23 protein-coding genes and 1 other RNA gene are annotated in these 25699 nt (G+C 57.3%); 8 read left to right on the top strand and 16 right to left on the bottom strand.

Annotation, left to right across the window (positions count from 1 at the left end; genetic code table 11):
- Positions 1-129: 129 nt before the first annotated feature.
- From greA to dapB, 5 genes are all read right to left on the bottom strand, one after another.
- Complete coding sequence (greA, locus tag ZBT109_RS01170; protein WP_027705419.1) at positions 130-606, bottom strand: transcription elongation factor GreA; 477 nt, start codon at positions 604-606, stop codon at positions 130-132.
- Positions 603-3833 carry a carbamoyl-phosphate synthase large subunit gene (carB, locus tag ZBT109_RS01165; RefSeq protein WP_027705418.1) on the bottom strand — a complete coding sequence of 1077 codons (3231 nt, stop codon included), beginning with the start codon at positions 3831-3833 and terminating at the stop codon, positions 603-605. Before carB ends, greA begins: the two co-directional genes overlap by 4 nt.
- A 102-nt stretch (positions 3834-3935) precedes the next feature.
- Positions 3936-5087, bottom strand: coding sequence for a glutamine-hydrolyzing carbamoyl-phosphate synthase small subunit (gene carA, locus ZBT109_RS01160; protein ID WP_027705417.1), 1152 nt, complete (start codon positions 5085-5087; stop codon positions 3936-3938).
- A 249-nt stretch (positions 5088-5336) separates the two neighbouring features.
- A complete protein-coding gene (locus ZBT109_RS01155) occupies positions 5337-6401 on the bottom strand; it encodes an MBL fold metallo-hydrolase (RefSeq protein ID WP_084261832.1) in 1065 nt (354 codons plus the stop codon).
- A gap of 96 nt (positions 6402-6497) precedes the next feature.
- Positions 6498-7307 (bottom strand): 4-hydroxy-tetrahydrodipicolinate reductase, encoded by an 810-nt coding sequence (gene dapB, locus ZBT109_RS01150; protein WP_027705415.1) that lies wholly within the window; start codon positions 7305-7307, stop codon positions 6498-6500.
- Between the two features lie 214 nt (positions 7308-7521).
- On the opposite strand from dapB, the gene ZBT109_RS01145 reads away from it, so the two are divergent.
- Together ZBT109_RS01145 and mmuM are read left to right on the top strand one after the other, a co-directional pair.
- Positions 7522-8937 (top strand): amino acid permease, encoded by a 1416-nt coding sequence (locus ZBT109_RS01145; RefSeq protein WP_051523891.1) that lies wholly within the window; start codon positions 7522-7524, stop codon positions 8935-8937.
- A 176-nt stretch (positions 8938-9113) separates the two neighbouring features.
- Positions 9114-10082 (top strand): homocysteine S-methyltransferase, encoded by a 969-nt coding sequence (mmuM, locus tag ZBT109_RS01140; protein WP_027705413.1) that lies wholly within the window; start codon positions 9114-9116, stop codon positions 10080-10082.
- Between the two features lie 279 nt (positions 10083-10361).
- On the opposite strand, the gene dnaJ is transcribed toward mmuM, so the two are convergent.
- The 3 genes from dnaJ to grpE form a co-directional block, all read right to left on the bottom strand.
- The gene (dnaJ, locus tag ZBT109_RS01135) at positions 10362-11522 is read right to left on the bottom strand and encodes a molecular chaperone DnaJ (protein ID WP_027705412.1); all 1161 of its coding nucleotides are present in this window, start codon (positions 11520-11522) and stop codon (positions 10362-10364) included.
- Between the two features lie 258 nt (positions 11523-11780).
- On the bottom strand, positions 11781-13718 hold the full coding sequence (gene dnaK, locus ZBT109_RS01130; protein WP_027705411.1) for a molecular chaperone DnaK: 1938 nt from the start codon (positions 13716-13718) through the stop codon (positions 11781-11783).
- A gap of 209 nt (positions 13719-13927) precedes the next feature.
- Positions 13928-14506: a nucleotide exchange factor GrpE gene (grpE, locus tag ZBT109_RS01125; RefSeq protein ID WP_027705410.1), complete on the bottom strand. Its 579-nt coding sequence runs from the start codon at positions 14504-14506 to the stop codon at positions 13928-13930.
- A 320-nt stretch (positions 14507-14826) separates the two neighbouring features.
- On the opposite strand from grpE, the gene recN reads away from it, so the two are divergent.
- Complete coding sequence (recN, locus tag ZBT109_RS01120; RefSeq protein ID WP_027705409.1) at positions 14827-16503, top strand: DNA repair protein RecN; 1677 nt, start codon at positions 14827-14829, stop codon at positions 16501-16503.
- 231 nt (positions 16504-16734) lie between these two features.
- Here recN and ZBT109_RS01115 read toward each other — a convergent pair whose 3' ends face one another.
- Both ZBT109_RS01115 and fur read right to left on the bottom strand, forming a co-directional pair.
- Positions 16735-17052 (bottom strand): YnfA family protein, encoded by a 318-nt coding sequence (locus ZBT109_RS01115; RefSeq protein ID WP_027705408.1) that lies wholly within the window; start codon positions 17050-17052, stop codon positions 16735-16737.
- A gap of 194 nt (positions 17053-17246) precedes the next feature.
- A complete protein-coding gene (gene fur, locus ZBT109_RS01110; RefSeq protein WP_027705407.1) occupies positions 17247-17711 on the bottom strand; it encodes a ferric iron uptake transcriptional regulator in 465 nt (154 codons plus the stop codon).
- 101 nt (positions 17712-17812) lie between these two features.
- Between fur and ZBT109_RS01105 the strand changes: the two genes are divergently transcribed.
- The gene (locus ZBT109_RS01105) at positions 17813-18181 is read left to right on the top strand and encodes an outer membrane protein assembly factor BamE (RefSeq protein ID WP_051523889.1); all 369 of its coding nucleotides are present in this window, start codon (positions 17813-17815) and stop codon (positions 18179-18181) included.
- A gap of 166 nt (positions 18182-18347) precedes the next feature.
- Here ZBT109_RS01105 and ZBT109_RS01100 read toward each other — a convergent pair whose 3' ends face one another.
- Together ZBT109_RS01100 and ZBT109_RS01095 are read right to left on the bottom strand one after the other, a co-directional pair.
- Positions 18348-18680 (bottom strand): RnfH family protein, encoded by a 333-nt coding sequence (locus ZBT109_RS01100; RefSeq protein WP_197714358.1) that lies wholly within the window; start codon positions 18678-18680, stop codon positions 18348-18350.
- Positions 18677-19108, bottom strand: coding sequence for a type II toxin-antitoxin system RatA family toxin (locus tag ZBT109_RS01095; protein ID WP_027705405.1), 432 nt, complete (start codon positions 19106-19108; stop codon positions 18677-18679). Before ZBT109_RS01095 ends, ZBT109_RS01100 begins: the two co-directional genes overlap by 4 nt.
- Positions 19109-19274: 166 nt before the next feature.
- Here ZBT109_RS01095 and smpB point away from each other — a divergent pair, with 166 nt between their 5' ends.
- Both smpB and ssrA read left to right on the top strand, forming a co-directional pair.
- A complete protein-coding gene (gene smpB / locus ZBT109_RS01090; RefSeq protein WP_027705404.1) occupies positions 19275-19754 on the top strand; it encodes an SsrA-binding protein SmpB in 480 nt (159 codons plus the stop codon).
- Positions 19755-19855: 101 nt separating this feature from the next.
- Positions 19856-20236: a transfer-messenger RNA gene (gene ssrA, locus ZBT109_RS01085) on the top strand.
- 250 nt (positions 20237-20486) lie between these two features.
- Here ssrA and ZBT109_RS01080 read toward each other — a convergent pair.
- A complete protein-coding gene (locus ZBT109_RS01080; RefSeq protein ID WP_145984460.1) occupies positions 20487-20828 on the bottom strand; it encodes a hypothetical protein in 342 nt (113 codons plus the stop codon).
- Between the two features lie 255 nt (positions 20829-21083).
- Here ZBT109_RS01080 and ZBT109_RS01075 point away from each other — a divergent pair, with 255 nt between their 5' ends.
- Together ZBT109_RS01075 and ZBT109_RS01070 are read left to right on the top strand one after the other, a co-directional pair.
- A complete protein-coding gene (locus tag ZBT109_RS01075; protein ID WP_051523887.1) occupies positions 21084-21734 on the top strand; it encodes a DUF4241 domain-containing protein in 651 nt (216 codons plus the stop codon).
- Between the two features lie 255 nt (positions 21735-21989).
- The gene (locus ZBT109_RS01070; protein WP_027705401.1) at positions 21990-22838 is read left to right on the top strand and encodes an aldo/keto reductase; all 849 of its coding nucleotides are present in this window, start codon (positions 21990-21992) and stop codon (positions 22836-22838) included.
- Between the two features lie 172 nt (positions 22839-23010).
- On the opposite strand, the gene ZBT109_RS01065 is transcribed toward ZBT109_RS01070, so the two are convergent.
- From ZBT109_RS01065 to ZBT109_RS01055, 3 genes are all read right to left on the bottom strand, one after another.
- Positions 23011-24798, bottom strand: a complete 1788-nt coding sequence (locus ZBT109_RS01065) for a tannase/feruloyl esterase family alpha/beta hydrolase (RefSeq protein WP_027705400.1) — start codon at positions 24796-24798, stop codon at positions 23011-23013.
- Positions 24799-25041: 243 nt separating this feature from the next.
- A complete protein-coding gene (locus ZBT109_RS01060; protein WP_027705399.1) occupies positions 25042-25287 on the bottom strand; it encodes a hypothetical protein in 246 nt (81 codons plus the stop codon).
- A gap of 72 nt (positions 25288-25359) precedes the next feature.
- The gene (locus ZBT109_RS01055; protein ID WP_027705398.1) at positions 25360-25668 is read right to left on the bottom strand and encodes a hypothetical protein; all 309 of its coding nucleotides are present in this window, start codon (positions 25666-25668) and stop codon (positions 25360-25362) included.
- Positions 25669-25699 lie beyond the last annotated feature (31 nt).

The raw sequence follows: 25699 nt of genomic DNA, 5'->3' as shown, positions 1-25699 counted from the left end.
CCGGCCCGTACCTATCCCTCAATGCCTTGCGGCACTCTTCACTTTCTTCCATAAAAAAAGCCCGCTCGGCAATAGCCGGGCGGGCTCCTATCATCCACTCAAGGCCTGAGGCTTTGGTGGATCACGGCATCAGATATATTCGACGTCGCTGATTTCGAACTCGACATCACCGCCCGGCGTACGGACGTTGACGATATCGCCTTCTTCCTTGCCGATCAGCGCGCGGGCGATCGGAGACGTCAGCGAGATCATGCCGCTTTTAATGTCGGCTTCATCTTCGCCCACGATGCGGTAGCGCGTAGTGGCATCCGTATCGAGGTTCAGCAGCGTGACCGTCGTACCGAAGATCACCTTGCCGGTGTTCGTCAGCTTGGTGACGTCGATGACCTGCGCGTTGGACAGCTTGCCTTCGATTTCCTGAATGCGGCCTTCGATGAAGCCCTGCTGTTCTCGCGCAGCGTGATATTCGGCATTTTCTTTAAGATCGCCGTGCTCACGCGCTTCTGCGATATCCGCGATGACACGAGGACGCGCTACGGTTTTGAGCTGGACCAGCTCTTCGCGCAGGCGTGTCTCGCCATTAACCGTCATCGGCACTTTATTCATTCTGTTGCTCCTGCGTGCAAATCCTGAAGACGCCGCACGTTCAGTCGATCACCGTATTCAAGCGCCATACAGATCGCCTGAGCCCCTGCCAGCGTAGTGGCATAAGGCACCTTGCGGGCCAATGCCGTACGACGGATCTCAGACGAGTCACTGATGGCTTGACGCCCTTCAGTGGTATTGACGATGTAATCGACGTCTCCGTTTTTCAGCATATCGACAATATGCGGACGTCCTTCGTAAACCTTGTTAACAATGACCACAGGCAGGCCCGCAGATGACAGCGCATCCGCCGTCCCGCGTGTGGCAACCAATTTAAAGCCCAATGCTATCAGAGCATGCGCAACCTCGATAATGCCTTTCTTGTCCGGGTCGCGTACTGAGAGGAATGCCGTGCGAGGGCCGTTCTTCTGCGGAAGCGGCGCACCGGCACCGATCTGCGCCTTGTAGAAGGCTTCCGCGAAGGTGGTTCCGCTACCCATGACTTCACCGGTCGATTTCATTTCCGGCGACAGAATCGGGTCGACACCCGGGAACTTGTTGAACGGGAAGACGGCTTCCTTGACGCTGTAGAACGCCGGGATGATCTCTTCCGTAAACCCTTGCGAGGCCAACGTCTGACCCGCCATACAGCGAGCCGCAACCTGCGCCAGCGAGCGGCCAATGCACTTGGATACAAACGGCACGGTACGCGATGCGCGCGGGTTAACTTCAATGATGTAGATCAGACCGTCCTGCCATGCCATCTGCACGTTCATCAGACCGACAACACCCAGTTCGACCGCCATTGCCTTGACCTGGCGACGCATTTCGTCCTGCACGTCTTTCGGCAGAGAATACGGCGGCAGCGAGCAAGCAGAGTCGCCGGAGTGAACACCTGCCTGCTCGACGTGCTGCATCACGCTGCCGATCACAACCAGTTCACCATCGGAAACGGCGTCGATATCTACTTCGACAGCAGCGCTCAGGAAGTGATCCAGCAGTACCGGGCTGTCGTTGGATACGCGCACAGCCGTGGTCATGTAATGCTCAAGCTCGGACGGACTATAGACGATTTCCATCGCGCGGCCACCCAGCACGTACGACGGACGCACGACCAGCGGATAGCCGATGGCTTCAGCTTTCGCAAAGGCTTCGTCGAAGCTGCGTGCCGTCGCGTTCGGCGGCTGACGCAGACCCAACTTGTCAATCATGTGCTGGAAACGCTCGCGGTCTTCGGCACGGTCGATGGCGTCCGGCGTCGTCCCGATGATGTTGACGCCCGCGGCTTCTAGCGCACGTGCCAGTTTCAGCGGCGTCTGACCACCAAACTGCACGATGACGCCTTCAGGCTGTTCCTTGTGCACGATTTCCAGTACGTCTTCCAGCGTGACCGGCTCGAAGTAGAGGCGATCGCTGGTGTCGTAGTCGGTAGAAACCGTTTCCGGGTTGCAGTTGACCATTAGGGTTTCATAGCCGTCTTCGTGCAGCGCCAGCGCCGCATGAACACAGCAGTAGTCAAACTCGATCCCCTGCCCGATACGGTTCGGGCCACCGCCCAGCACCATGATCTTGCGGTTGCTGGTCGGCTCGGCTTCGCACTCTTCTTCATAAGTAGAGTACAGATACGCCGTGGACGTAGAGAACTCAGCCGCACAGGTGTCAACGCGTTTGTAGACCGGACGCAGCTTCAGTGCATGACGATGATCACGCACAACCTGTTCGCTGATGTTCAGCAGCGTGGCCAGACGGGCATCACCGAAGCCCTGGCGTTTGAGACGACGCAACGTCGCGTAGTCTAGGTCGGCCAGCGTATGTTCTGTCACCCATTTTTCAGCGGCAACCAGTTCTTCGAGCTGAACGAGGAACCACGGGTCGATATTGGTGTAGCCAAACACGCGATCGACGCTGTAACCGAAGCGGAAGGCATCGGCAACATACAGAATGCGCTCTGGCCCGGCACTCTGCAGCTCGCGCTGGAGCTGCTGCTCGCTTTCATAGCTCAGTTCGTCGATGCGCGGGTCCAGACCATCAACGCCAGTTTCCAGACCACGCAACGCTTTCTGCAGTGATTCTTGGAAAGTCCGGCCGATCGCCATGACCTCACCGACGGATTTCATCTGGGTGGTCAGACGGTCGTTGGCCTGCGGGAACTTCTCGAACGTGAAACGCGGAATTTTGGTGACGACATAGTCGATGGCCGGCTCAAACGATGCCGGCGTTGCACCACCGGTGATGTCGTTGTCCAGCTCATCCAGCGTGTAGCCGATCGCGAGCTTCGCGGCGATCTTAGCGATCGGGAAGCCCGTCGCCTTGGACGCCAGCGCAGAAGAACGCGATACGCGCGGGTTCATCTCAATCACGACCATGCGGCCGGTCTCAGGATCGACACCGAACTGTACGTTGGAGCCCCCGGTTTCGACACCGATCTCGCGCAGTACCGCCAGAGAGGCGTCACGCATGATCTGGTATTCCTTGTCGGTCAGCGTCTGTGCAGGCGCGACCGTGATGGAGTCACCAGTGTGAACCCCCATCGGATCAAAGTTCTCGATCGAGCAGACGATGATGGCGTTGTCCTTGCGGTCACGCACCACCTCCATCTCGTATTCTTTCCAGCCCAGGAGCGATTCGTCGATCAGCAGCTCGCGTGTCGGTGACAGATCGAAGCCACTGGTGCAGATGGTCTCGAACTCTTCACGGTTATAGGCCACGCCACCGCCAGAGCCCCCCATGGTGAAGGACGGGCGGATGATGCAAGGGAAGCCGAGTTCGCCTTGGATTTCCCACGCTTCATCCATGGAGTGCGCGATACGCGCTTTCGGGCACTCGAGGCCAATGGCACGCATCGCCTTGTCGAAACGGTCGCGGTCTTCGGCCTTATCAATAGTATCGGCGTTGGCACCGATCATTTCGACGCCGTAGCGCTCCAGTACGCCTTCGCGTTCCAGATCGAGGGCGCAGTTAAGCGCCGTCTGACCGCCCATGGTCGGCAGGAGTGCATCGGGACGTTCTTGTTCGATGATGCGCTCAACCGCCTGCCAGGTGATCGGCTCAATGTAGGTCGCGTCCGCCATGACCGGGTCGGTCATGATGGTGGCAGGGTTGGAGTTGACCAGAATGACGCGAATGCCTTCTTCGCGCAGCGCCTTGCACGCCTGTGCGCCGGAATAGTCGAATTCACACGCCTGCCCAATAACGATGGGGCCGGCGCCGATAATCAGAACGCTGTTGATGTCAGTACGTTTTGGCATGACTGAGTCCGCAGTGAACGGCCACCGCCTGCAAGGCAGTGGCGAAGATTCAAGATGTGATCCGGTTCATACCGGACGGCACAAGGCCGTCCGGGCTGTTCATCAGGCCGTTTTATTGGCCTTCATCAGCTCGATGAAGCGGTCGAACAGAGGCGCGACGTCGTGCGGCCCCGGACTGGCTTCAGGGTGACCCTGGAAGCTGAAGGCCGGGCAGTCGGTGCGTTCGATGCCTTGCAGCGTGCCGTCGAAGAGCGATCGGTGCGTAGCGCGCAGGTGCGCCGGCAGGCTCTCTTCATCTACGGCGAACCCGTGGTTCTGGCTGGTGATGAGCACCTTGCCGGAATCTAGGTCCTGCACCGGGTGGTTGGCCCCGTGGTGACCGTGGCTCATCTTAGCCGTACGCGCACCGCTGGCCAGTGCCAGCAGCTGATGGCCAAGACAGATGCCGAAGGTCGGAATCTTCTGCGCCATGACCGTACGGATCGCGTCGATCGCGTAGGTGCAGGGCTCGGGGTCACCCGGGCCGTTGGACAGGAAGACACCATCGGGTGCCAGTGCCAGCACCTCATCCGCTGGCGTGGTCGCCGGGACGATCGTCAGGCGGCAGCCGCGTTCGGTCAGCATGCGGAAGATGTTGTATTTGGTGCCGAAGTCGTAGGCGACGACGTGATACGGACGTTCTTGCTTTTCGGCGTCGGAGTAGCCGTGGGCCAGTTGCCACTCGCCCTGATGCCACTCCAAGCGTTCTTGTGTTGTTGCCACCTGAGCAAGATCGGCCCCTTTTAGGCCGGGGAAGCTGGACGCCAGTGCAATGGCGCGCGCTTCGGCGTCATCGCCCTGCGCTTCACTTCCTGCCAGAATCGCGCCTTTCAGTGAACCCTTTTCGCGTAGCAGTCGCGTCAATCGTCGTGTGTCGATATCTGCGATACCGACCACATTCTGCTCACGGAGATAGTCATCAAGCGCCATCTGGCTACGGAAGTTGCTGGCCAGACGCGGCAGGTCGCGAATTACCAATCCTGCGGCACACACACGGTCGGACTCCACGTCTTCGTGGTTGATACCGGTATTGCCAATATGAGGATAGGTCAGCGTGACGATCTGCTGGAGGTAGGAGGGGTCGGTAAGGATTTCTTGATAGCCTGTCATGGCGGTGTTGAAAACGACTTCCCCATGGGTATGTCCTTCAGCGCCGATGGAAATACCATGGAATATACTGCCGTCTTCCAATGCCAGTATCGCAGGGGTAATCAATGCTGTGCCCTCCCGAAGACAACCTTGGATGTTCTTGTATAGCGCCCGTGCAGCGGGTGTTGGGGGCACGGGCAATGTGCTGGCTGTAAAAAAACGGGGACGTCCGTTGAAGGATACGCTCCCGCTCTTTAGGTTCGGCCACTGCGAGCACGCTCTCAGCGACACGCCTGGATTCCGGTACAGCCATCGGTGATGCTGAGACCACCTACCCGTAATCTCTTCGAGTATACGGTGTCAGCCGTGAACCGACTACCCCCTGTCGGCATCTGCGAGCGGCTTAAGCTGCCCATCACGGAAGATCATCGGTGCTCCCGGCGTCGGAAGATGCAGGGTCTGGGCGTCGATATGCCCATGATGGCGCAGGGACTCTACGACACCCTGAGGCTCGTGCTGCCCATCATTGGCGAGCGAAAAACAGCCAAAATGGCAGGCCATACTGGCCTGACATCCCAGCTCGTGATGCGCTCGGACGGCCTCATGCGGCTCAAGATGCACGTCTTCCATACACCAGTGTGGCTGATAGGCCCCAACGGGCAGCAGCGCCAGCGACATCGGCCCCATGCGCGTGCGGATGCGCTGAAAACCATCGCTATAAGCCGTATCCCCGGCGAAATAGAGCGGCCCCTGCGGCGTTTCGATCACGAAGCCGCCCCACAGCGTGCGGCATTTGTCCCACAACGTACGTGCGCCCCAGTGGCGAGCTGGCACCAGCGTGATGGCACGCCCTTTCAGTCGACACGACGACCACCAATCAAGGCTTTCCTGACGCAAGAACCCTAATTCTTCTGCCATGACATCGTGCCCCAGCGGCGCAATAAGGCGCATGCGAGGGTTGCGGCGCAGCAGCGCGCGCAACGTATGAAAGTCACAATGGTCGTAGTGGTTGTGACTGAGTAGCACCGCATCAATGAGCGGCAGTCTGTCTAGCGGAATACCGGGGGCGTGGAAACGACGCGGCCCTGCCCAGCGCAGTGGGCTGACACGCTTCGACCATACCGGATCGGTCAGCAGGTTCATGCCTGCGAATTGGATCAGGAACGTAGCGTGATTAATGAAAGTGATGCGAACGCTGTCATCTTCGACACGTGCCACGGGCGTTGGCGCAGCGGGAATCTCTTCCCACGACCACGGGGTCATGTGCCGACGTTCACGTCGCAGCTGCCATAGATCGCGAAAGCCGATGCGGCGCAGTCCAGGCTGATTGCCGAACCGCTCACCGTCGAAGTGCCCCGTACGAGGGCCGCGATACCGATAGCCTCCCAGCAGGCTTTTCAGTGCCATTGTCCACAGAGGTCTGCCGCGCTGCGCCATCATCAATCCTTGCTTGGTTGGTCACGAAAACGTCATGGCGTCGATGCCTTTGTATACGAAGGGCACCGACGCCATGACGCAAGGAGATACACCCTGCCGTCAGTCTCTAAGTCCAAGCACGTCCTGCATGTCATAGAGACCGGGCTGCGCCTGCGCTACCCATAGCGCGGCACGTACAGCACCGTTCGCGAACGTCATGCGGCTGGAGGCCTTGTGTGTGATCTCGATACGCTCGCCTTCAGTAGCGAACATAACAGTGTGCTCACCGACGATGTCACCAGCACGAACCACGGAAAAGCCAATTTCATCGTCCGTACGCGGACCACAACGCCCTTCACGCGAGAAAACACCCTGCGTACGCAGGTCACGTCCACAGGCCTCTGCCACGGCACGCCCCATCATCAGCGCGGTACCGGAGGGGGCATCGACCTTATGGCGATGGTGTGCTTCGATAACCTCGATATCGTAACCAGCGTCAGCCAGTGCGCGCGCAGCGGTCGCCAGCAGGTTGAGCGATAGGTTGACACCGGTACTCATGTTGGCGGCATAAACAACCGGCACCGCTTTGGCCTGCTCGCCCAAGGTCTTTTCCTGAGCCTCATCAAGCCCGGTCGTACCGATTACGATCGCCTTGCCATGTGCCTTGCACAGCGCGACGGCCTGCTCGGTCAGGGCAGGTGTGGTGAAGTCGATGACGACGTCGATCGCATCGATCACCTTGTCGAGGCTGTCCGTTACGGCAACACCGCACTTCCCGGCACCAATCAGTTCACCTACGTCGGCACCGATCAACGAACTGCCCGGGCGGACGATGGCCGCACCAAGCTCAGCGCCGTCAGTCTGCAGCGTGGCCTGTGCCAGCATCCGCCCCATGCGCCCAGCAGCGCCCAAGATGGCTATACGCGTCATCTGTTCTCCTTATCTCAGGGATCACGTCAATCATGAAGGCATGATATTCTGCTCAGCCCTGCCACGGCTAGGCCGGGATGTGAATCTCTTCTCCTGCGCCCTAGCCCATCACGAGCATCGTCTTGACCGCATACCTAATAGTGTCTTGCTATCAAGGCACTACACAGATGCGCCATTTTTCGATAACTGCGCACTAGAACTACTTGGAGGACGCATGAGCGACATCCCCCCGCACGACCCCCTCCCATCGGATGAATCCACCGCTGGCTATCAGCGCAGCATGAAGATGCGCCATGTCGTCATGCTGTCACTGGGCGGTGTCATCGGCACGGGGCTATTCATGAGCAGCGGCGCCACCGTCGGCCAGGCAGGCCCCATCGGGGCCATACTGGCCTATGTCATCGGCGGTTTCGTCGCCTACTTGGTCATGATGAGCCTCGGCGAACTGGCCGTTCACATGCCGGAAACGGGAGCATTCAGCGCCTACGCGACGCGCTACATCGGCCCTGCGACCGGCTATACGGTGGCCTGGCTCTACTGGATGACGTGGACGGTGGCCTTGGGTGCCGAACTGACAACGTCCGGTCAGCTGATGCAGCAATGGTTCCCCGGCATTCCCGTATGGCACTGGAGCTTACTGTTTGGGGTCGCGATCACTCTGATGAACATCTTCACCACTCGCCTGTTCGCCGAGTCGGAGTTCTGGCTGTCGCTGCTGAAAGTGATCATCGTGGTAGTCTTCTTAATGGTAGGTATGGCCGCCATCACCGGGCTTATTCACCCCAGCCAGAGCGTCGTTTCTCCCGGCCTCCATCAGCTAGTGAAAGACGGCATATTCCCCAACGGCCTAATGCCTGTACTGTCATCACTACTGATCGTCACCTTTGCCTTCTCGGGCACTGAGCTGATCGGAATCGCCGCTGGCGAAACGGCCAATCCCTCCAAAACAGTGCCGAAGGCCATCCGCATGACCCTGTGGCGCCTGATCATCTTCTTTGTAGGGGCAATATTCGTGATCGCGACCCTGCTGCCGTACAAGCAGGCAGGGCTGACCGATAGCCCGTTCGTGATGGTCTTTCAAAACATCGGCATTCCCTATACCGATCACATCATGCGCTTCGTTATCCTAACCGCGATGCTGTCGGCCGCCAGTTCAGGGCTATACGCCTCATCACGCATGCTGTGGACCGTCAGCCAGCACCGGATGCTGCCGCGCTTTTTCAGCTGGCAGACGGCCAAAGGTATTCCGCTCGTGGCCATAATGTTCAGCATGCTGGGCGGCCTGCCAGCGCTACTGACAAAGTACTATCCGACAGGCACCGTCTACATCGCATTGACCTCTTTAGCCGCCTTTGCAGTCGTGGCCGTATGGATGAGTATCAGCGTCAGCCACATCATGTTCCGTCGATCTCTGGCACGTGAAGGCAAGAGCAGCCACAGTCTCGAATACCGTTCTCCGGGATATCCGTGGGTACCGGCCATTTCATTCCTCGCATGCGTAGCTGCCTTCCTTGGCATGGCCTTCGACCCAATACAGCGCCCTTCACTCTATTGCGGCCTATCCTTCACCGCTCTGTGTTACCTCTCCTATTACACGGTCAGATGCTTTCGCAAGTGCAAAAGTATCTGATGATCGATATCGTCTATGCCCTTCTTAGGAAGGGCATTTTCTTATTCATATCGGCTCTCTATACGACGGTTTCCTGTTGGCAGCGTTTGCGGCACACTAGGACGTTTATCTATCAGCACGCTGCTTGCGGGGATGCTGCCCCGCTCTTGAGAAGAACAACTGAAAGGCTCACGACCATGACACACCCGCTTGATGACCTGCTGGCCCGCGTCCCGTTTGCCATATTGGATGGAGCCTTGGCCAGCGAGCTGGAAAACCGAGGCTGCGACCTCAACGATGCCCTGTGGTCTGCACGCGTACTGGCCGAGCAGCCTGCATTGATTGCTCAGGTTCACCGCGACTATTTTGATGCCGGTGCTGATATCGACATTTCCGCCAGCTATCAAGCCTCGCTGGCTGGCTATGCACAGGCCGGCATCAACGCCGAGCGCGCCCGCCAGCTGATGGCCGAGTCTGCCACGCTGCTGAATCAGGCGCGTCAAGACTATCTAGACGCACACCCCGACCACACGCTCCCCATGCTGGTAGCTGGCAGTGTCGGTCCATACGGCGCATGGCTGGCCGACGGCTCCGAGTACGTGGGTAACTACACCCACGACGAACGGACACTGAAAGATTTCCACCGCCCACGCATTGCTGCACTGCTGGAAGAGGGTGTGGATATTCTGGCTTGCGAAACCATCCCGATGCTGGCCGAAGCCCAAGCACTGACGCACCTCTTGGAAGAAGAATTCCCCGAGGCAACCGCATGGATCGCTTTCAGCGTTCAGGATGACGCCCATATCGCCGATGGCACGCCCATCGAAGAGTGCGCGATTTGGCTGAGCCAGCACCCACAGATCAAGGCCATCGGCCTTAACTGTACAGGCATGCAGCACGTAGAAGGTATGGTGAAACGTTTAGCGTCAGCGACCACACTTCCCATTGTGATCTACCCCAATGCCGGCGAGCACTACGACCCCACTGATAAACGTTGGTATCCGTGCGAAACGGCACAGTCGCTGGGCAGCCATGCATCGCTGGTACAGCGCTGGTACGCTGCGGGTGCACGCATCATCGGTGGATGCTGCCGCACAACACCTAACGACACACGCACAGTCGCCAAAGTACGCCAAGTGCTGCTGGACGCCGAAACTCAGCGCTAGTTATCCACATGCGGGATTGACCGCTTATCCCCATCTGCTGCGAAAAGAGGTGTGGATAAGTTGAGGACGGATGGCGCTATCCTGCAGCTGGCGCAGGCTCGCGCAAACTGATCATAAATTGAACAGAGGCCTTTTATGGCGGCTATTCAAACGTTTGCATGCTATTGATCAACTGGCGTCATGGCGGCACCAACAAAAAAAGCGCCGTACGAGAACATGCTCGTACGGCGCTTTTCGTTACCGCATCCTTCGTCAGCGACGAGGTCTACGGCGAACCATTCAACCGCGCAGATCTTCGAAGAATTTCTTCACGCTATCGAACCAGCCTTCCTTACGCGGCGAGTGACGGTCGCCAGTGCCTTCCAGACTGCTCTGGAACTGGCGCAGCAACGTTTTCTGCTCTTCCGTCAGGTTGACGGGCGTTTCGAGTACCAGGTGGCACAGCAGATCGCCCGGTCCACCGCCGTGTACAGAACGCACGCCTTTGCCGCGCAGGCGCAGCACTTTGCCCGTCTGGGTTTCTGGCGGCACGCTCAGTTTAACGCGACCGTTGAGCGTGGGAATTTCCAGCTCGGTTCCGAGCGTGGCATCGACAAAGCTGACCGGCACTTCGCAGTGCAGGTGAGTACCATCGCGGCGGAAGATCGGGTGCGGGCGCAACGTCACTTCAACAAACAGGTTACCTGCCGGCCCACCGTTCAGACCACCTTCACCTTCACCCGTCAGACGGATACGATCGCCGGTATCGACACCTGCCGGAATGGTGACTGACAGCGTGCGTGTTTCACGAACGCGCCCTTCACCATGACATTTCGTGCAGGGTTTTTCGATGATTTCACCGCGCCCCTGACAGGTCGGACACGGCTGTTCCACAGCAAAGAAGCCCTGCTGCATCCGCACCTTGCCCATCCCGTTACAGGTCGGACAGGTCTTGCGGCTACTGCCCGGCTCGGCACCGTCACCGTGACAGTGGTCGCACTGCGCCATGCGCGGTATACGAATATCGACGCTAGTACCGCCGACCGCTTCTTCAAGGCTGATCTCAAGGTTGTAGCGCAAATCAGCACCGCGACGCGGCGCGTTCGGATCGCGACGGCCTCCGCGGCCACCCCCGAAGAACTCGCTGAACGCATCGCCGAAGATGTCACCGAAGCCACCTTCACCAAAGCCGCCACCGAAACCGCCCGCGCCACCGCCAAAGCCGCCGCTTTGACCGTCTACGCCAGCGTGACCGAACTGGTCGTAAGCCGCACGTTTGCTTTCGTCGGATAGCACCTCATACGCCTCGGAGACCTCTTGGAACTTCGCCGCGGCAGACTCGTCTCCCGGGTTGCGGTCAGGGTGAAGCTTCTGGGCCAGACGGCGGTACGCCTTCTTGATCTCACGCTGATCGGCTTGGCGTTCGACACCAAGCACTTCGTAATAGTCACGTTTGGACATCAGTCTCTCGACCTCCGGTTGCTGTCGGGCCATGCCTTCAGGGTGCACACCCCGCCAGCCCTTTCTGGATTCTTTCGTACAGTCAGTGCAGATGATACCCGGACTGTACCCGTTCCGCCTGACCAAGCAGAACGGTGGATCTCCACATGAAACGGCGCGGGAGCCGTTACCGGCCTAAGGCCGAACTCCCGCGCCATGCGCAGCCGCACGTTACCGTGCGGCCTTTACGCCTGTCAGCCATCAAAGGCATCAACGACCTTAGGATTTCTTGTCGTCGTCTTTGATTTCTTCATACTCGGCATCAACGACGTTTTCATCCTGGCTGTTGCCCTGAGCACCCTGTTCGCCAGCACCTTGCGGTTGACCCTGCTGCTGCGCCTGTTCGGCGTACAGTTTCTGGGCCAGAGAACCGGAAGCTTCGGTCAGAGCATTCAGTTTGGCCTGAATGTCATCCTTGTCATCGCCCTTGAGCGCTTCTTCCAGAGCGTTGGCAGCAGATTCGATTTTCTCTTTCTCTTCTGCAGTCGCCTTGTCGCCCGCTTCTTCAAGCGTCTTGCGCGTTGCGTGAATCATGCCATCGGCCTGATTGCGCAGCTGCACCATTTCTTCGAATTTCTTATCTTCGTCCTGGTGCGCTTCAGCGTCACGTACCATCTGGTCGATCTCTTCGTCGGACAGACCGCCAGACGATTTGATGACGATGGATTGTTCTTTGCCGGTCGCTTTGTCTTTCGCAGACACGCTCAGGATACCGTTGGCGTCGAGGTCGAAGGCAACTTCGATCTGCGGTACACCGCGCGGTGCCGGCGGAATGTCGGACAGGTCGAAACGACCGAGCGACTTGTTCTGGGTCGCCTGTTTACGCTCACCCTGCAGCACGTGAATGGTCACGGCCGTCTGGTTATCTTCTGCGGTAGAGAAGACCTGCGTTTTCTTGGTCGGGATCGTCGTGTTCTTCTCGATGACCGGCGTCATGACACCACCCATCGTTTCGATACCCAGCGTCAGCGGGGTAACGTCGAGCAACAGGACGTCTTTGACATCGCCGCCCAGAACACCACCCTGGATAGAAGCACCCAGTGCTACGGCTTCATCCGGGTTGACGTCTTTGCGCGCATCTTTACCGAAGAATTCGCTGACTTTCTGCTGTACCAGCGGCATGCGCGTCTGACCACCGACCAGAATGACATCGTCGATGTCGGAAGCGGACAGTTTGGCATCAGCCAGTGCTGTTTTGCACGGGTCGAGCGAACGCTGAACCAGATCACCAACCAGTGCTTCCAGTTTGGCGCGAGTCACTTTGACGTTCAGGTGTTTCGGACCGGTCTGGTCAGCCGTGATGTACGGCAGATTGACGTCGGTCTGCTGAGCGCTGGACAGTTCGATTTTGGCTTTTTCAGCGGCTTCTTTCAGACGCTGCATAGCCAGAGAGTCGCCAGACAGGTCGATTCCGCTGTCAGCTTTGAACTGTTCAACCAAGTAGTTGATGACCGCGTTGTCGAAGTCTTCACCACCGAGGAAGGTGTCACCGTTGGTGGACAGCACTTCGAACTGGGTTTCGCCGTCAACGTCAGCTACTTCGATGATGGATACGTCGAAGGTACCACCACCCAAGTCGTATACCGCGATCGTTTTGTCACCACGGGACTTGTCCATACCGTAAGCCAGAGCGGCAGCGGTCGGCTCGTTGATGATACGTTTGACGTCCAGACCCGCGATGCGGCCAGCGTCTTTAGTTGCTTGGCGCTGAGAATCGTTGAAGTAGGCCGGTACGGTGATGACCGCTTCGGTCACTTCTTCACCGAGGTAGTCTTCGGCCGTTTTCTTCATTTTCTTCAGCACTTCAGCACTGACCTGCGGGGGAGCCATTTTCTTGCCTTTGACTTCTACCCACGCGTCGCCGTTGTCTGCTTTGACGATGTCGTACGGCACCATGTTGATGTCTTTCTGTACGACGTCATCGCCGAACTTACGGCCGATCAGACGTTTTACCGCATACAGCGTGTTTTTCGGGTTGGTGACCGCCTGACGTTTGGCCGCCTGACCGACCAAGATTTCGCCGTCGTCAGTGTATGCAACGATAGAAGGGGTAGTACGACCGCCCTCTGCGTTTTCGATGACGCGCGGCTTGTCACCGTCGAGTACCGCGACACAGGAGTTGGTGGTCCCCAGGTCAATACCGATGATACGTCCCATGAGTATTACCTCTCGATTCTCTTGAATGAACCTACTTAGCGTAGGCCATTCGATATCCGTGGATCGCGCCGATCGAAGGCTTCGTACCGGCGATCATGTTCTGTTGTCTTTCTATATAAGGGCGGTCGGTTGGCTTTCAAGGGACAACCTGTCAAAAAGTGCTGTCAACCATTCTGATTCTGCCGATCACACCGACCGTCCCCGTCATATCAGGCGTCGACGCCCTTGCTGACGACGACCATCGCCGGGCGCACCAGACGATCGTTAAGGGTGTAACCCTTCTGCAGCACATCCATGACGGTATTGGGCTCCATGGCCGGATTCGGCACCATGGTCATGGCTTCGTGATACTGCGGGTCGAACGGTTCGCCCTGAGGTTCAAGCTGCTTGACGCCGAACTTCTCAAGCGCGGAGTGCTGCATCTTGAGCGTCATTTCCAGCCCTTCGCGGTGCACGCTAGCACCTTCGTCGTTCTGGAGGCTTTCCAGTGCCTTTTCAAGGCTGTCGACGACTGGCAGCAATTCCTTAACGAAACGCTCCAATGCGAACTTGCGTGCCTTTTCGGCATCCTGCTCGGCACGGCGACGCGCATTCTGGGCATCGGCCGCAGCACGCAGCGCCTGATCCTTGGCCTTACTGACTTCTTCTTCCAGTGCCGCAATGCGTGCTTCCGGTGAATCAGCCTGTTCCGTATCCGCGGCGTCAGCGGGCTGGGCCTGCTCTACGGTGTCCTCTGCCGGGACTTCATTGCGTTCCTGTTCGTTCTCGGTATTGGAATCACGAGACATGAGCCTACTCCTGACTGCAGGAGGACAATCCAGCCCCGCCAGTTGCTGCGGTGGATGCCCATCCCAAAGGTACGAATGAAAGGAAAGTGATCAACACTTCCATCTTGGCCCATAAATGAGGGCAGCGCTCTTCAATCTCAAGTCAATAAAAGCAACAGAAGGCACTGGAAAATACTGTATAAAGATACAATAATGGTGGTCGATACAGTTCATGCCACGGCACCTGTTTGCACAGACAGATGCCCCGCCCCAGCACGGATAGGCCGTCGGCCGCCGCGGGGTGCGTGTCACGATCACCACTGCCTCGTCGGGAGAGCCCTATGCTGACGCAGCTGACCATTCATCACTTCGCCATCGTCGACCACCTCGAGTTGGATTTCGCCTCGGGCATGACGGCCATCACGGGCGAAACAGGAGCCGGGAAATCCATTCTGCTGGATGCCCTGTCTCTCTGTCTGGGCGCTCGCGCCGATGCCAGTAGCGTTCGCGCCGGCAAGGAACGGGCGGAGCTTACCGCACGTTTCGACATCGCACGGCTGCCTGATGCCAAGGCGTGGCTGAATGCCCGAGAACTGGGCACTGACGAGTGCCTGCTGCGCCGCGTGATCTCCATCCAGGGGCGCACGCGCGCTTGGATCAACGGCACGCCGTGTACGCTGGCCGACATGAAAGCGCTCGGCGGCATGCTGATCGACATTCACGCCCAGCACGCCCAACAGTCGCTTTTACACGCTTCGCACCACCTCAAGCTGCTAGATGAATTCGCGGGCACCGATGAACAGCTCACGCAGGTGCGCGAGGCATGGAAGGAATGGCAGCGGCTACGGAAACGGCTGCGCCAGCTACAGGACGACGGCGATGCCCTGCAGGCCCGCCGCCAACTGCTGCGTTATCAGGTAGAAGAGCTGGATACGCTGGCGCTGCAGGATGACGAGCTGGATGCACTGGAAGCCGAACAGGCGCGCCTTGCGCACGCCGAGCAAACACTGGCTCAGATCGAAGCTGCCAGCCGCTTGTGCACGGACGACAATAGTGGCGCACTGCCACGCCTTAATCAGGCGCTGGCCTGCCTGGCGGAACTACCAGAGCACGATGCCGCAGCGCTGGCCAACACTCTGACCATGCTTGAAGAGGCCCGCATTCAGCTTGAAGAAGCGCAGAGCGAACTGGATCATCATGCCAGCAATGTTGAGCTTGACCCTTCTCGACTGCAGATCGTCGACGAGCGGCTGAGCGACGTCTACCGCATCGCCCGCAAGCACCATGTCATGCCGGATGAAGTCTCGGCCCTGCACCGTCGTCTACAGCACGAACTCAGTGAACTGGAAGGCGGCGATGACGATATCGAACAGCTGACGCAGCGCACGCAGGATATGCAAGATCAGTGGCGCCAGCTCGCACGGTCTTTGTCCCACCAGCGCCAGCGCCATGCACCGGCCTTCAGCCGTGAAGTGCAGCAGCAACTGGCGTTTCTCGGTATGGACAAGGCCACGTTCGAGGTCAGCGTCACCCCGCTAGAAATCGCACAGGCCGACGGACTGGATCACGTCCAGTTCCTGATCAGCGCCAACCCCGGCCAACCGACTCGGCCACTGGCGCGCGTTGCCTCCGGCGGCGAGCTGTCGCGCATCAGTTTGGCCATTCAGGTAGTTGCCGCGCAGCACAGCACGATGCCGACTCTGGTATTCGATGAAGTGGACGTGGGTATTTCTGGTGCGACGGCTGAGATTGTCGGCCAGCTACTGCGCCAGCTGAGCCATAACGGCCAGATCTTCTGCGTGACTCACCTGCCTCAGGTGGCCGCTCAAGCGCATCAGCACCTACATATTGAGAAGCACAGCAACCGCAACACAACGCGTACGCACATGGCTCGCCTCGACGAAAGCGGCCGCATTCAAGAGCTGGCACGCATGCTTGGAGGCATTCACCTCTCGGAGCACACGCTGGCGCACGCGCGCGAGATGCTCCATAGCGGTCAGCAGAAGCAGGCCCAGTAGCACCGCCCCATCCTTGATGTCAGCCTCACCTAACACCCTATGGGTGAGGGTTCCCCTTGCGCAACAGCCCTCGCTCTATGCGCAAACGGGCAGCTACGCCGTGTAGCTGCCCGTTCTTTTCTTTCATTGATCGTGCTGAACACACTATTGGCCTTACTCACCGCGTTCAGAAACGATGTCGACCGCCTACCGAGCATGACCCGAAGCAGAAACATCGCCCCAACCATAGGCTCAGCGCGGCTGACAGACAATAATGCCCATTCCCGCCAGCGCCACCAGTACTCCAGCGATATCCCACACACTGGGCCGAATGCCATCCACGCCCCACAGCCATAGCAGCGCCACCCCGATATAGACTCCACCATAAGCGGCATAGACGCGCCCAGAAGCTGCATCATGCAGCGTCAGCAGCCATGCAAATAGCGACAAGCTCACCGCTGCAGGCACCAGCAACCAAGGAGAGCCGTGCTGTTTTAGCCACAGCGCTGGAAGATAGCATCCTGCGATCTCAGCAAGCGCCGTCACGACATAGAGCAGAATGGTTTTCATACGTTCTCCTTAGCAAGTACGGCGATACGGCTCGACCGCGAAGTTACTGTTTAGTAAAATTCCAGCTCAGCCATGAGATGCCATGCATATCAACGCATTATGGGTACGTACAGCGATGCCCTCCGGCAAGGGCAGCTCGGCTGAGCAAAGAGTTGTTCAGAACGCTCGCACGTGCGTGCAGATCGTAGATGGGGTCAGGAAGACGTCGGTGTTCGACGGAGAGAAGACTTTCGCGTTACCTTGGAGCCTTTCGGGCGAACATACAGTACCAGCGCATGGTCGACCAGTTCGTAGCCACGCTCTTCGGCCAGTTCGCGCTGACGGCGCTCGATTTCAGGATCAAAAAACTCAATAACCTCGCCGCTTTCAAGACACAGCATATGATCGTGATGATCTTCGGGCGACATTTCAAAGACAGCGTGCCCGCCATCGAAATTGTGACGCACAACCAAACCGGCGGCTTCGAACTGAGTCAGCACACGGTAAACCGTGGCAAGCCCTACATCTTCACCGGCATCCAGCAGCGCCTTGTAAACGTCTTCTGCGCTCAGGTGCAGCTCTTCTTCTTCTCGCGTAGCTTCGAGAATCTGAAGGATTTTAAGACGCGGGAGCGTTACCTTCAGGCCAGCCTGGCGCAGTTCATGATTCTTGTCGGACATGGGTTGACCTTCGCAGTCACTCTTGGTATCGGGTATGATCAAGCTAGGCAAACGATAGGGAAAGTCGAAATCAAATGCAAAACTCGATCAGGATCGTAGTAATGGGCTGCCTGCTAGGGCTTCTCGCTGGCTGCAGCTTCTTCAGCGTCTACAAGCGTGATATTCCGCAGGGCAACCTAGTATCTGAGTCCATGGTGTCCCAGCTTAAAGTGGGCATGACCCGCGAGCAGGTCGTCTACGTCATGGGCAATCCCTTGTTGGACAATGCATTCGATGCCAACGAGTGGGACTACATCTATCAGGTACACAAGGCTGACGGTAAAGTCGTTTCTCGTCGCGTCAGCATCACGTTCCATAACGGCCTTATCGGCGCCATTGATAAGGAAGGCGTCGACAACAGCACCATCACGGTCAACGAACGACCCGCCGCGACGGAAAGCACCAGCGTCACTCCCCAGATCAGCGATTGATCGCCAAAGGCTGTCTGTACGGACACATTCGGCAGACAGCCTTCATTCTGCCAGCCTCCCGCCACGATTACCTGATTCATCGCTGTCTGACCGTGATGATATGGCTTTTCCTATAACGATAATCGGTTATACCGCATCGTCAATCAAAACCGCACCATGCCGTACGTTACTGCCGCAAGGGCCGCTGTGCCGCACGCATACGTCGCATCTGCTTGGGATCACACGTGATGGGACGATACCCCTCAATGCGATCGCCGTGCTGCACTTGCTGCGTATCTGGATCATGCACCGGACGAGAGAATATGCCCAAGGGCACGGAAGCCAAGTCATCAAGCGTCAGGGCCTCCATATGGCGGTCGATACCTGACTGCACGAAGGCCTGGCGCACGGTCGTGCCGACCGGCACTTTGCAGCGCAGCAACACCTGTTCCGTTTCCGAAGCATAGGCCACTTCGATCGCCAGCATTGGCGATGTGGGCTCGGCAGTGCGCATCGTCATGCCCCGTACAGCTGGTCGGCACGCTGCGTGAAGCTGACCACTTGCTGCGCCGCTGCCTGACTGAACAACTGCCCAAACGCCATGCCCAGCAGCATGTTGCCGAAAGTGAATTCGATATGCAGGTGTACGCGACAGCCTTCGCCCTCTGGAGTAAACGACCAGTAGCCCGAAAACGAGCGAAATGGCCCTTTCACCAGCGAAAGGTCTATCCGTTCAGGTGCCGTTAGCTGATTGCGCGTCGCGACGGCCTGAGTGATACCTCCTTTCCCCAGGGTGATCTCTCCCACGATGAAGTCGTCACCTTGTTCGAGCACACGGGCTGCCTTGCAGCCGGGCAGAAACTGAGGATAGCTTTCAAAATCATTGACCAGATCGAACATCTTCTGGCAGGAATGCCGTACAAAGGCGGTCTTGTCGACTACAGGCATGCGCCTCTTCTCCTGACGATGACTCGCAAACCGCGTATCATCTCGGTTCCATACGGTATGAGCCTCACGCGAGGCTAGGCCGTTTCCAGCGTTATCTATTACGCTTGATGATAGCATGACCTACCCTCATCACAGGAGTGGTCACTTCTTTAGACAGGAACCATTTATGGGCAAAAAGAAAAAGGCAGCGCCCGGCGGCAATCTGATCGCACAGAACCGCAAGGCACGCCACGAATACCACATCGAAGAAACGTTCGAGGCGGGACTTGAACTGGCCGGCTGGGAAGTCAAAAGCCTGCGCGCGGGCAAGGGCCAGCTCACGGACACCTACATCCACATCCGCAACGGGCAAGCGTGGCTGCTGGGGTCGCATTTTACTCCGCTCAGCACCGCTAGCACGCATACGGTCGTGGAACCCGACCGCACGCGCAAACTGCTGATGCACAAGAAGGAAATCGCCCGCATCTTCTCCAAGACTCAGGACAAGGGCCATACCTGTGTTCCTCTGCGCCTGTACTGGAAAGGGCACTTGGTGAAGTGCGAGATCGCTCTCGTTGTCGGTAAGAAGCTGCACGATAAGCGCGCAGACGAGAAGAATCGCGATTGGGAACGCCAAAAAGGCCGAATCATGCGATCGCAGAACTGAATCTGCTTGAAATTCGGCAACGCAACCCCTATTGTATGGAGTCCGGCAAGCGTGTACTGAATATACATTCAGCACACTGGCTGGAACACTTCATCTGTTACGGGGGCGTTATGGATTCGACGCCGGTTGCAGATCTTGAGGTGCATGCCGAGATGGTAACGTGTCTCGTAAATACCAACGTTGCAATTGATATAGTCGCAAACGACGAAACCTATGCTCAGAAAGGTGCTCTGGCTGCGTAAAACCAGTTAGACCCTGTTCGGCCCGGCGGGAATGTGCCTGTTCATTTCCAATGGGAGAGCCACGATTGACAGGACCGCATACGGCGTAGCTCTCGCGTCGTGTGTTAAATCTACGAGGGACCGCTGTCTGAAAGCCTGCCCATCGGCGCTCAGATGGCTAAACCAAAAGATGGAACTAAGCATGTAGAGCTGATAGACGAGTGCCGGCGGACGGGGGTTCAACTCCCCCCGCCTCCACCAATTCCCGAAAAAGCCGCTTCCGAAAGGAGGCGGCTTTTTTCATTTATGCGTATGAAGCGCGAACCGCATCGCGGTACCGCTCGGCTCACACGGCTCAAAGCTTCCAGGAACCGTATCGCAGAGCGTCATGGCACACGCGGTTCAGCGCATCGGCAGCCTTTCTGGCACCAGCAGCAGGTATGGTCTCGCGCACGGGCCCTAGATCGCGCTGTACGGCCAGCTCAATAGGCGCTTTCGCGTTGCGAATCAACTACAGCGCATGCTGTGTAGTGAGGTAGTCCTGATCTTCGAAGGCGATATAGTCGTCGTTGCGCTGGTTAGCCAGTGCGAAGTCGAGTTCCAGCGTTTCCTTACCGGTCGTAAGCCGCATGGCGTAGGTCTCACGCGAGTCCTGTTTCGTATGCCCATAGGGCTGGCTATTCTGCTGCTTGAGCAGCGAAAGCGTCGTGGTGCCGGACTCACAGCTGATTTTGATGCCGCGATCCTTGCCATCCATTCCCGTCATGGTCGCGTATGTCGCCCTTGGAAACACCTCGGACTCAACGCGCGTTTTCCACTGTGCCTGAGCCTGCACGGCCAGTATGCTCAGCACGAAAACCACTCCCCCATTTCATCTTCATGATTTCTTCGTCCCTGTCCCGGCAAGAGCGCTCACGCATAGCATTAATCATAATCACTTGTATCATAACTATTTTTAGAACATTAAGTCATGCAGCATGCAAGCGTTCTCCAACCAAACTCAAGCATGCTGGCCAGACGTAATGCGATACACTGCACGGCAGAAAAGGGGCACATCTGCCACTATCGCGTTGACCACTGAAACGATACCTAGAAGAAGAGGAAGGCTATGGCATACACGGAAAATCTAGCCATCATTGAAATGCAGGAAGAGCAACGCTCGAAACGCGGGGTAAGCACATTCAGCATGGGAGAACTGGAATGCCCGACGGGGCAGATCATAGCAGCCGACCCGTTCATGCAGCCAGATGAAAGGCCATTCGTTCGTACCGTGAAACCGGGGCGCTATCCCATCACGCTATACGGAGCCGACGGAGGCATCGCACTTGCCACCCTTCGCATTGCGGTAGGCACCGTCGCATACTGGGAAATGGCATTATGTACGGGGCAGAACATGACCGATCTTGAGCCAGGCGAGTACTACGGCTATCCCGTAGATACTGGCTATGGCTGCTTCATGGATATCATGGGTTATCGAGCACTAAAAGCGCGAGAAACGTTCGAATGGGAACAGGATCCAGAATACGATGGCGACTATGTCAACGGCATACTTTTCCCCGATATCGAGCAACCGCCAGCAGACCATGTACTGCATCGTCCCTTGCCAGATCAACCGGGAGTCGCCGTATTCATGAGCGGCTTTGGCGACGGTTTCTATGCCTCTTACTGGGGGATGAGCGCTACCAATGAACCGCTCGTGCTGGCGACCGACTTCAACCTACTCGAAAATGCCACCGCGTACAGCATGCGCAAGCGCTGAAGCGTAGCCAAAATGGAGAATATACAAGCGTGCTCTGCAAGCAAACGCCATCGACCAAGCAGACGCTATAACACCAGAGTGAATGCCCGTCGCCTTCGTCCCGTATGTACCTCGTGTGCGCCACACATCGTCAGCTAACGCATTTACCATTCGGTAGTCTTATAGTGATGAAGACACGTGCGTTCGTTCACCACTTTTCGTCACGTAGCTGGCGCCGCATCCGGCTTTTCATTCATCGCTGCATAAGGAAGATCCATGAGCACTCGTTCCGATATTCCGCAGATTACCCTCAACGACGGCACCACGCTGCCCGCCGTGGGTTTCGGTACCTACACGCTGAACGGCAGCCAAGGCGTCGTCGATATGGTCAAGGCCATCCACAATGGCTATCGCCTGCTTGATTCCGCGTTCAACTATGAGAATGAAGGCGCCGTAGGGCGTGCCGTTGCACAGTGCGGTGTAGCACGTGAAGAGTTGCGTGTGGTATCGAAGCTGCCGGGCCGCCACCATGCCTACGATGAAGCGATCGCAACCGTCGAAGAATCGCTGTATCGCGCGGAGCTGGACTACTTCGACCTGTACCTAATCCACTGGCCCAACCCGATTCAGAACCATTACGTCGAGGCTTGGCGTGCCATGATCGAGGTACAGAAGCGCGGACTAGTGCGCTCCATTGGGGTCTGCAATTTCCTGCCCGAGCACCTGCAGCGCCTGATCGACGAAACCGGCGTCACTCCCAGCATCAACCAGATCGAGCTGCACCCGTATTTCCCGCAGGCAGAACAGCGGGCATGGGACACCGCGCACGGCATCGTGACCGAGTCGTGGAGCCCTCTGGGGCGCGCTAGCGCCGTACTGCAAGACCCCACGCTGAAAGTGATTGCCGATCGGCATGGCAAGAGCATTCCGCAAATTATTCTGCGCTGGCACACTCAGCTGGGCGCCATTCCGATTCCCAAAGCCTCTTCAGACGCTCGCCAGACAGAAAACCTGTCGCTGTTCGACTTCACCCTGACCGATGACGACATGGCGAAAATCGCGACGTTGGCCCGCCCAGACGGGCGTATTGCCGATCAGGACCCCGCTCGTTACGAAGAGTTCTGATCGCGCGAGTGCACTGCCGCAGCCCAAAGAGTGGCGAGGCCGTACTTTGTGTCCTTGAAACGGCGAAGGCCGCCTCATCCCTAAAAGATGAGGCGGCCTTTTTAATATATTCTCGCCTATAACCAGTGGCGGGCACGTCATGCCTGTCGCTAGCCGTTGCAATATCGCTGGGCTATTGCTGTACCAGCACGCCGTTTTCGACGCGATAGACATGCTGGTTGTCAGGACCGACAAACGAAGCCGCAGGCTGCCGGAAGAACAGGCGCTCGAAAGCGGCCGACTTCACTGGCGCGTAGTTACTGGCATCGTTGATATCGCCCTTACCGATATAGCGTGCGATATACGGATAGGGAAAGACCGGACGCGTTGCCGTGACCGGCTTGTTAGGCATCGCAATCGGTGAGCTGGGGCGCTGCACGCCGTGGAACTGCGCTTCGGCAGGGGCTGTGTCATCACCCATGGGGGCATTGACCGGTGCAGGGGGCATCCCCCCCGCATCGACCTGTTCACGCTTGCCGGTGATCAGCTGTTGAGGGGCCTGGCCATCTTCGGTCCATGCCATCAGCGGCGTCAGTAGATCAACCTGATCGTAGCCCTCACCGTTACCGCAGTGACCTACCCCCGGCAGCAGGAACAAACGCAGGAAACCATCAACCGTCTGCGCCCCCATCAGTGCCTGCACGCCACGGTAATAGGCCAGCGAAAAGGCAGGGCTGACAGAGTCATCGGCCAGACCGTGCCACATGATCAGCTTGCCTCCTTGCTGCTGGAACGAACGCAGGTTGGTATTCGCGGCATTGTAGAGCGGTGCCAACTGCGCCACGCGATCGAAATTCTGCTGCGTCAGCGGAAAATCTTTCATCGACTGAACGTTCTGATGTCCGCCCGGCAACAGCACCGACTGCAACGCAGGCAGCACCATCGCTTCAGCCGAAGAGTTTCCCTTTTCGCTTGCTGGCACAGCCCAGCGCAGCTCTGATCCCAGCGGCAACCCGCCCAGTACGAACTGGTGCCCTTCAGTATCGGATGCGCCTTCATAGAAGCGACGAGCGGCATTGATCTGCTCTGCGCTCAAACAGTCCTTCTGTTCACTGTCGCCTTTGGCACACTGCCTGACCCAGTCCGCCGAGAAACGGCAGGCATACGGGTTTTGCAACAGCCCATCGTTGACACCAGACAGCGTTGGGCAGTGTTGCAGTACGGCCTTGTGCAGAATAGGCAAATGCTTCTGTAGCAGGATAGCCGAGCCATCGGCGCGCTGATTCGCGGCAACGCTCCAGCCGTGATAGAAAGAATTCTGGAACTGGAAGAACGCCGCCGGGGCACCGGCACTGATGCCATTAAAATCATCGGGATAGCGCTGCGCTTCCATCAGCGCTTCACGCCCGCCATCCGAGCAGCCCATAAAATAAGCGTAGCGCGGTGCCTGCCCGTAATAGGCTGCCGATAGCGCCTTGGACAGTACAGCCGTCAGGTGGTTGGCGCGATAGGCAAAATCGATACGCTTCTGCGGCTGCTCGGCCCACGAGGCATCCATCATGCTTCCGCTGTGCCCCATATCCGTTGCCGCCACGACAAACTCACCGTTCAGGGCGGGTACACAGCTGCTCGCATTGGAAAGATTCAGAGTGATGCTGCCACACAGTCCACCGCAGCCCACCTGCAAGAAACGCTGCGTCCAGTGTTCGGCGGGCAGCGCTACCTCAACACCTATGGACGGCGCGATCGTAGCAGAAACCTTGCAAAAACTGCCCTTGTCCGTTGCCATCGGCGCAGCAGCGTTAATCGTGACCTGTTCACCCAATACGGAGGAAAAATCCTGCTGTGCCAGCTGCTCGCAGGACAGCCTAGGCGCTACCTTAGGCAAGGATGCTGCCCAGGCGGACACACCTACACTGCAACACCCCAGTACGGTCATAGCTACTGCACCTAGACACTGCCGTATCAACCTTGTTTTCATCGCTCACTTCCCTTCCCAAACTATGTAGCGTGCACGAAGCATAGGCGCTTATACGCATCCTGCTCGCACCGCGCCTATCGCCTCATGGCATATTGCGCTCAGGGTATGCCCTGCACGCCACCAAGTAGAGAAAATATAAAGGATATCCTGATGAGCTACAGAAGGATCGCACTGCCCCGCTGCTTTTCCGAATATGCCATGAAATAGCTAGATAGCGTCTACCGATAATAATTCAGGGGAACGCTAACCGATCTCCATGATGATTCGATCCACTCTTTCTAACGTAGCTAAGGAAATATTTCGTTCGACAGAAACAAGAAACATGATTTCTAACAAAAGGGCGATTACAAAAAGTAATAATGGTAACCCGCCCAATGGATATGTACTGGCCCAAAAGGAAAGAATAACCATCACCATCATGCCGATGAGAATACCCAATTGTGTCCAGCGGTTCTTTCTGCGTGTTCTTTTAAAGAGGTTGTAATCCACACGAAGCGTCCCTGCCCGCTCGGTAATGAATCTGGAAGACAATCTTATATATTTCTCCACTACGCCATGCGCTCAGCAAAGCGCGTAAATACGCATATAGATTTTTCGTAATCTCGGGTCATATATTCCTGTAAGACGAGTTAGTAGTATTTCTGCCTTGCGCTGTTCAATAAAGGAGATTGCCATCTCATCGTTAGTCTTCATAGCAAGGTACAAGGCACCATATCGTTCATACCGGTCTATGGCCCTGTTCCTGATGATGGATAATAGTCCTCCTACATTCTCATAATACTTCACGATGAATATGAAAGAGAGAAACACCAAAAATAAAACACCCTTTCCCTGCACAAGGTTATATATCTTAGCGACATCATCAATCATGTAATTATCCTTTCCAATAAATAAGCCATGC

The sequence above is a fragment of the Zymobacter palmae genome (assembly GCF_003610015.1).
Taxonomy (GTDB): Bacteria; Pseudomonadota; Gammaproteobacteria; order Pseudomonadales; family Halomonadaceae; genus Zymobacter; species Zymobacter palmae.
Note: the sequence above shows the minus strand (reverse complement) of the source record. Positions and strands in the feature narration are given on the sequence as shown.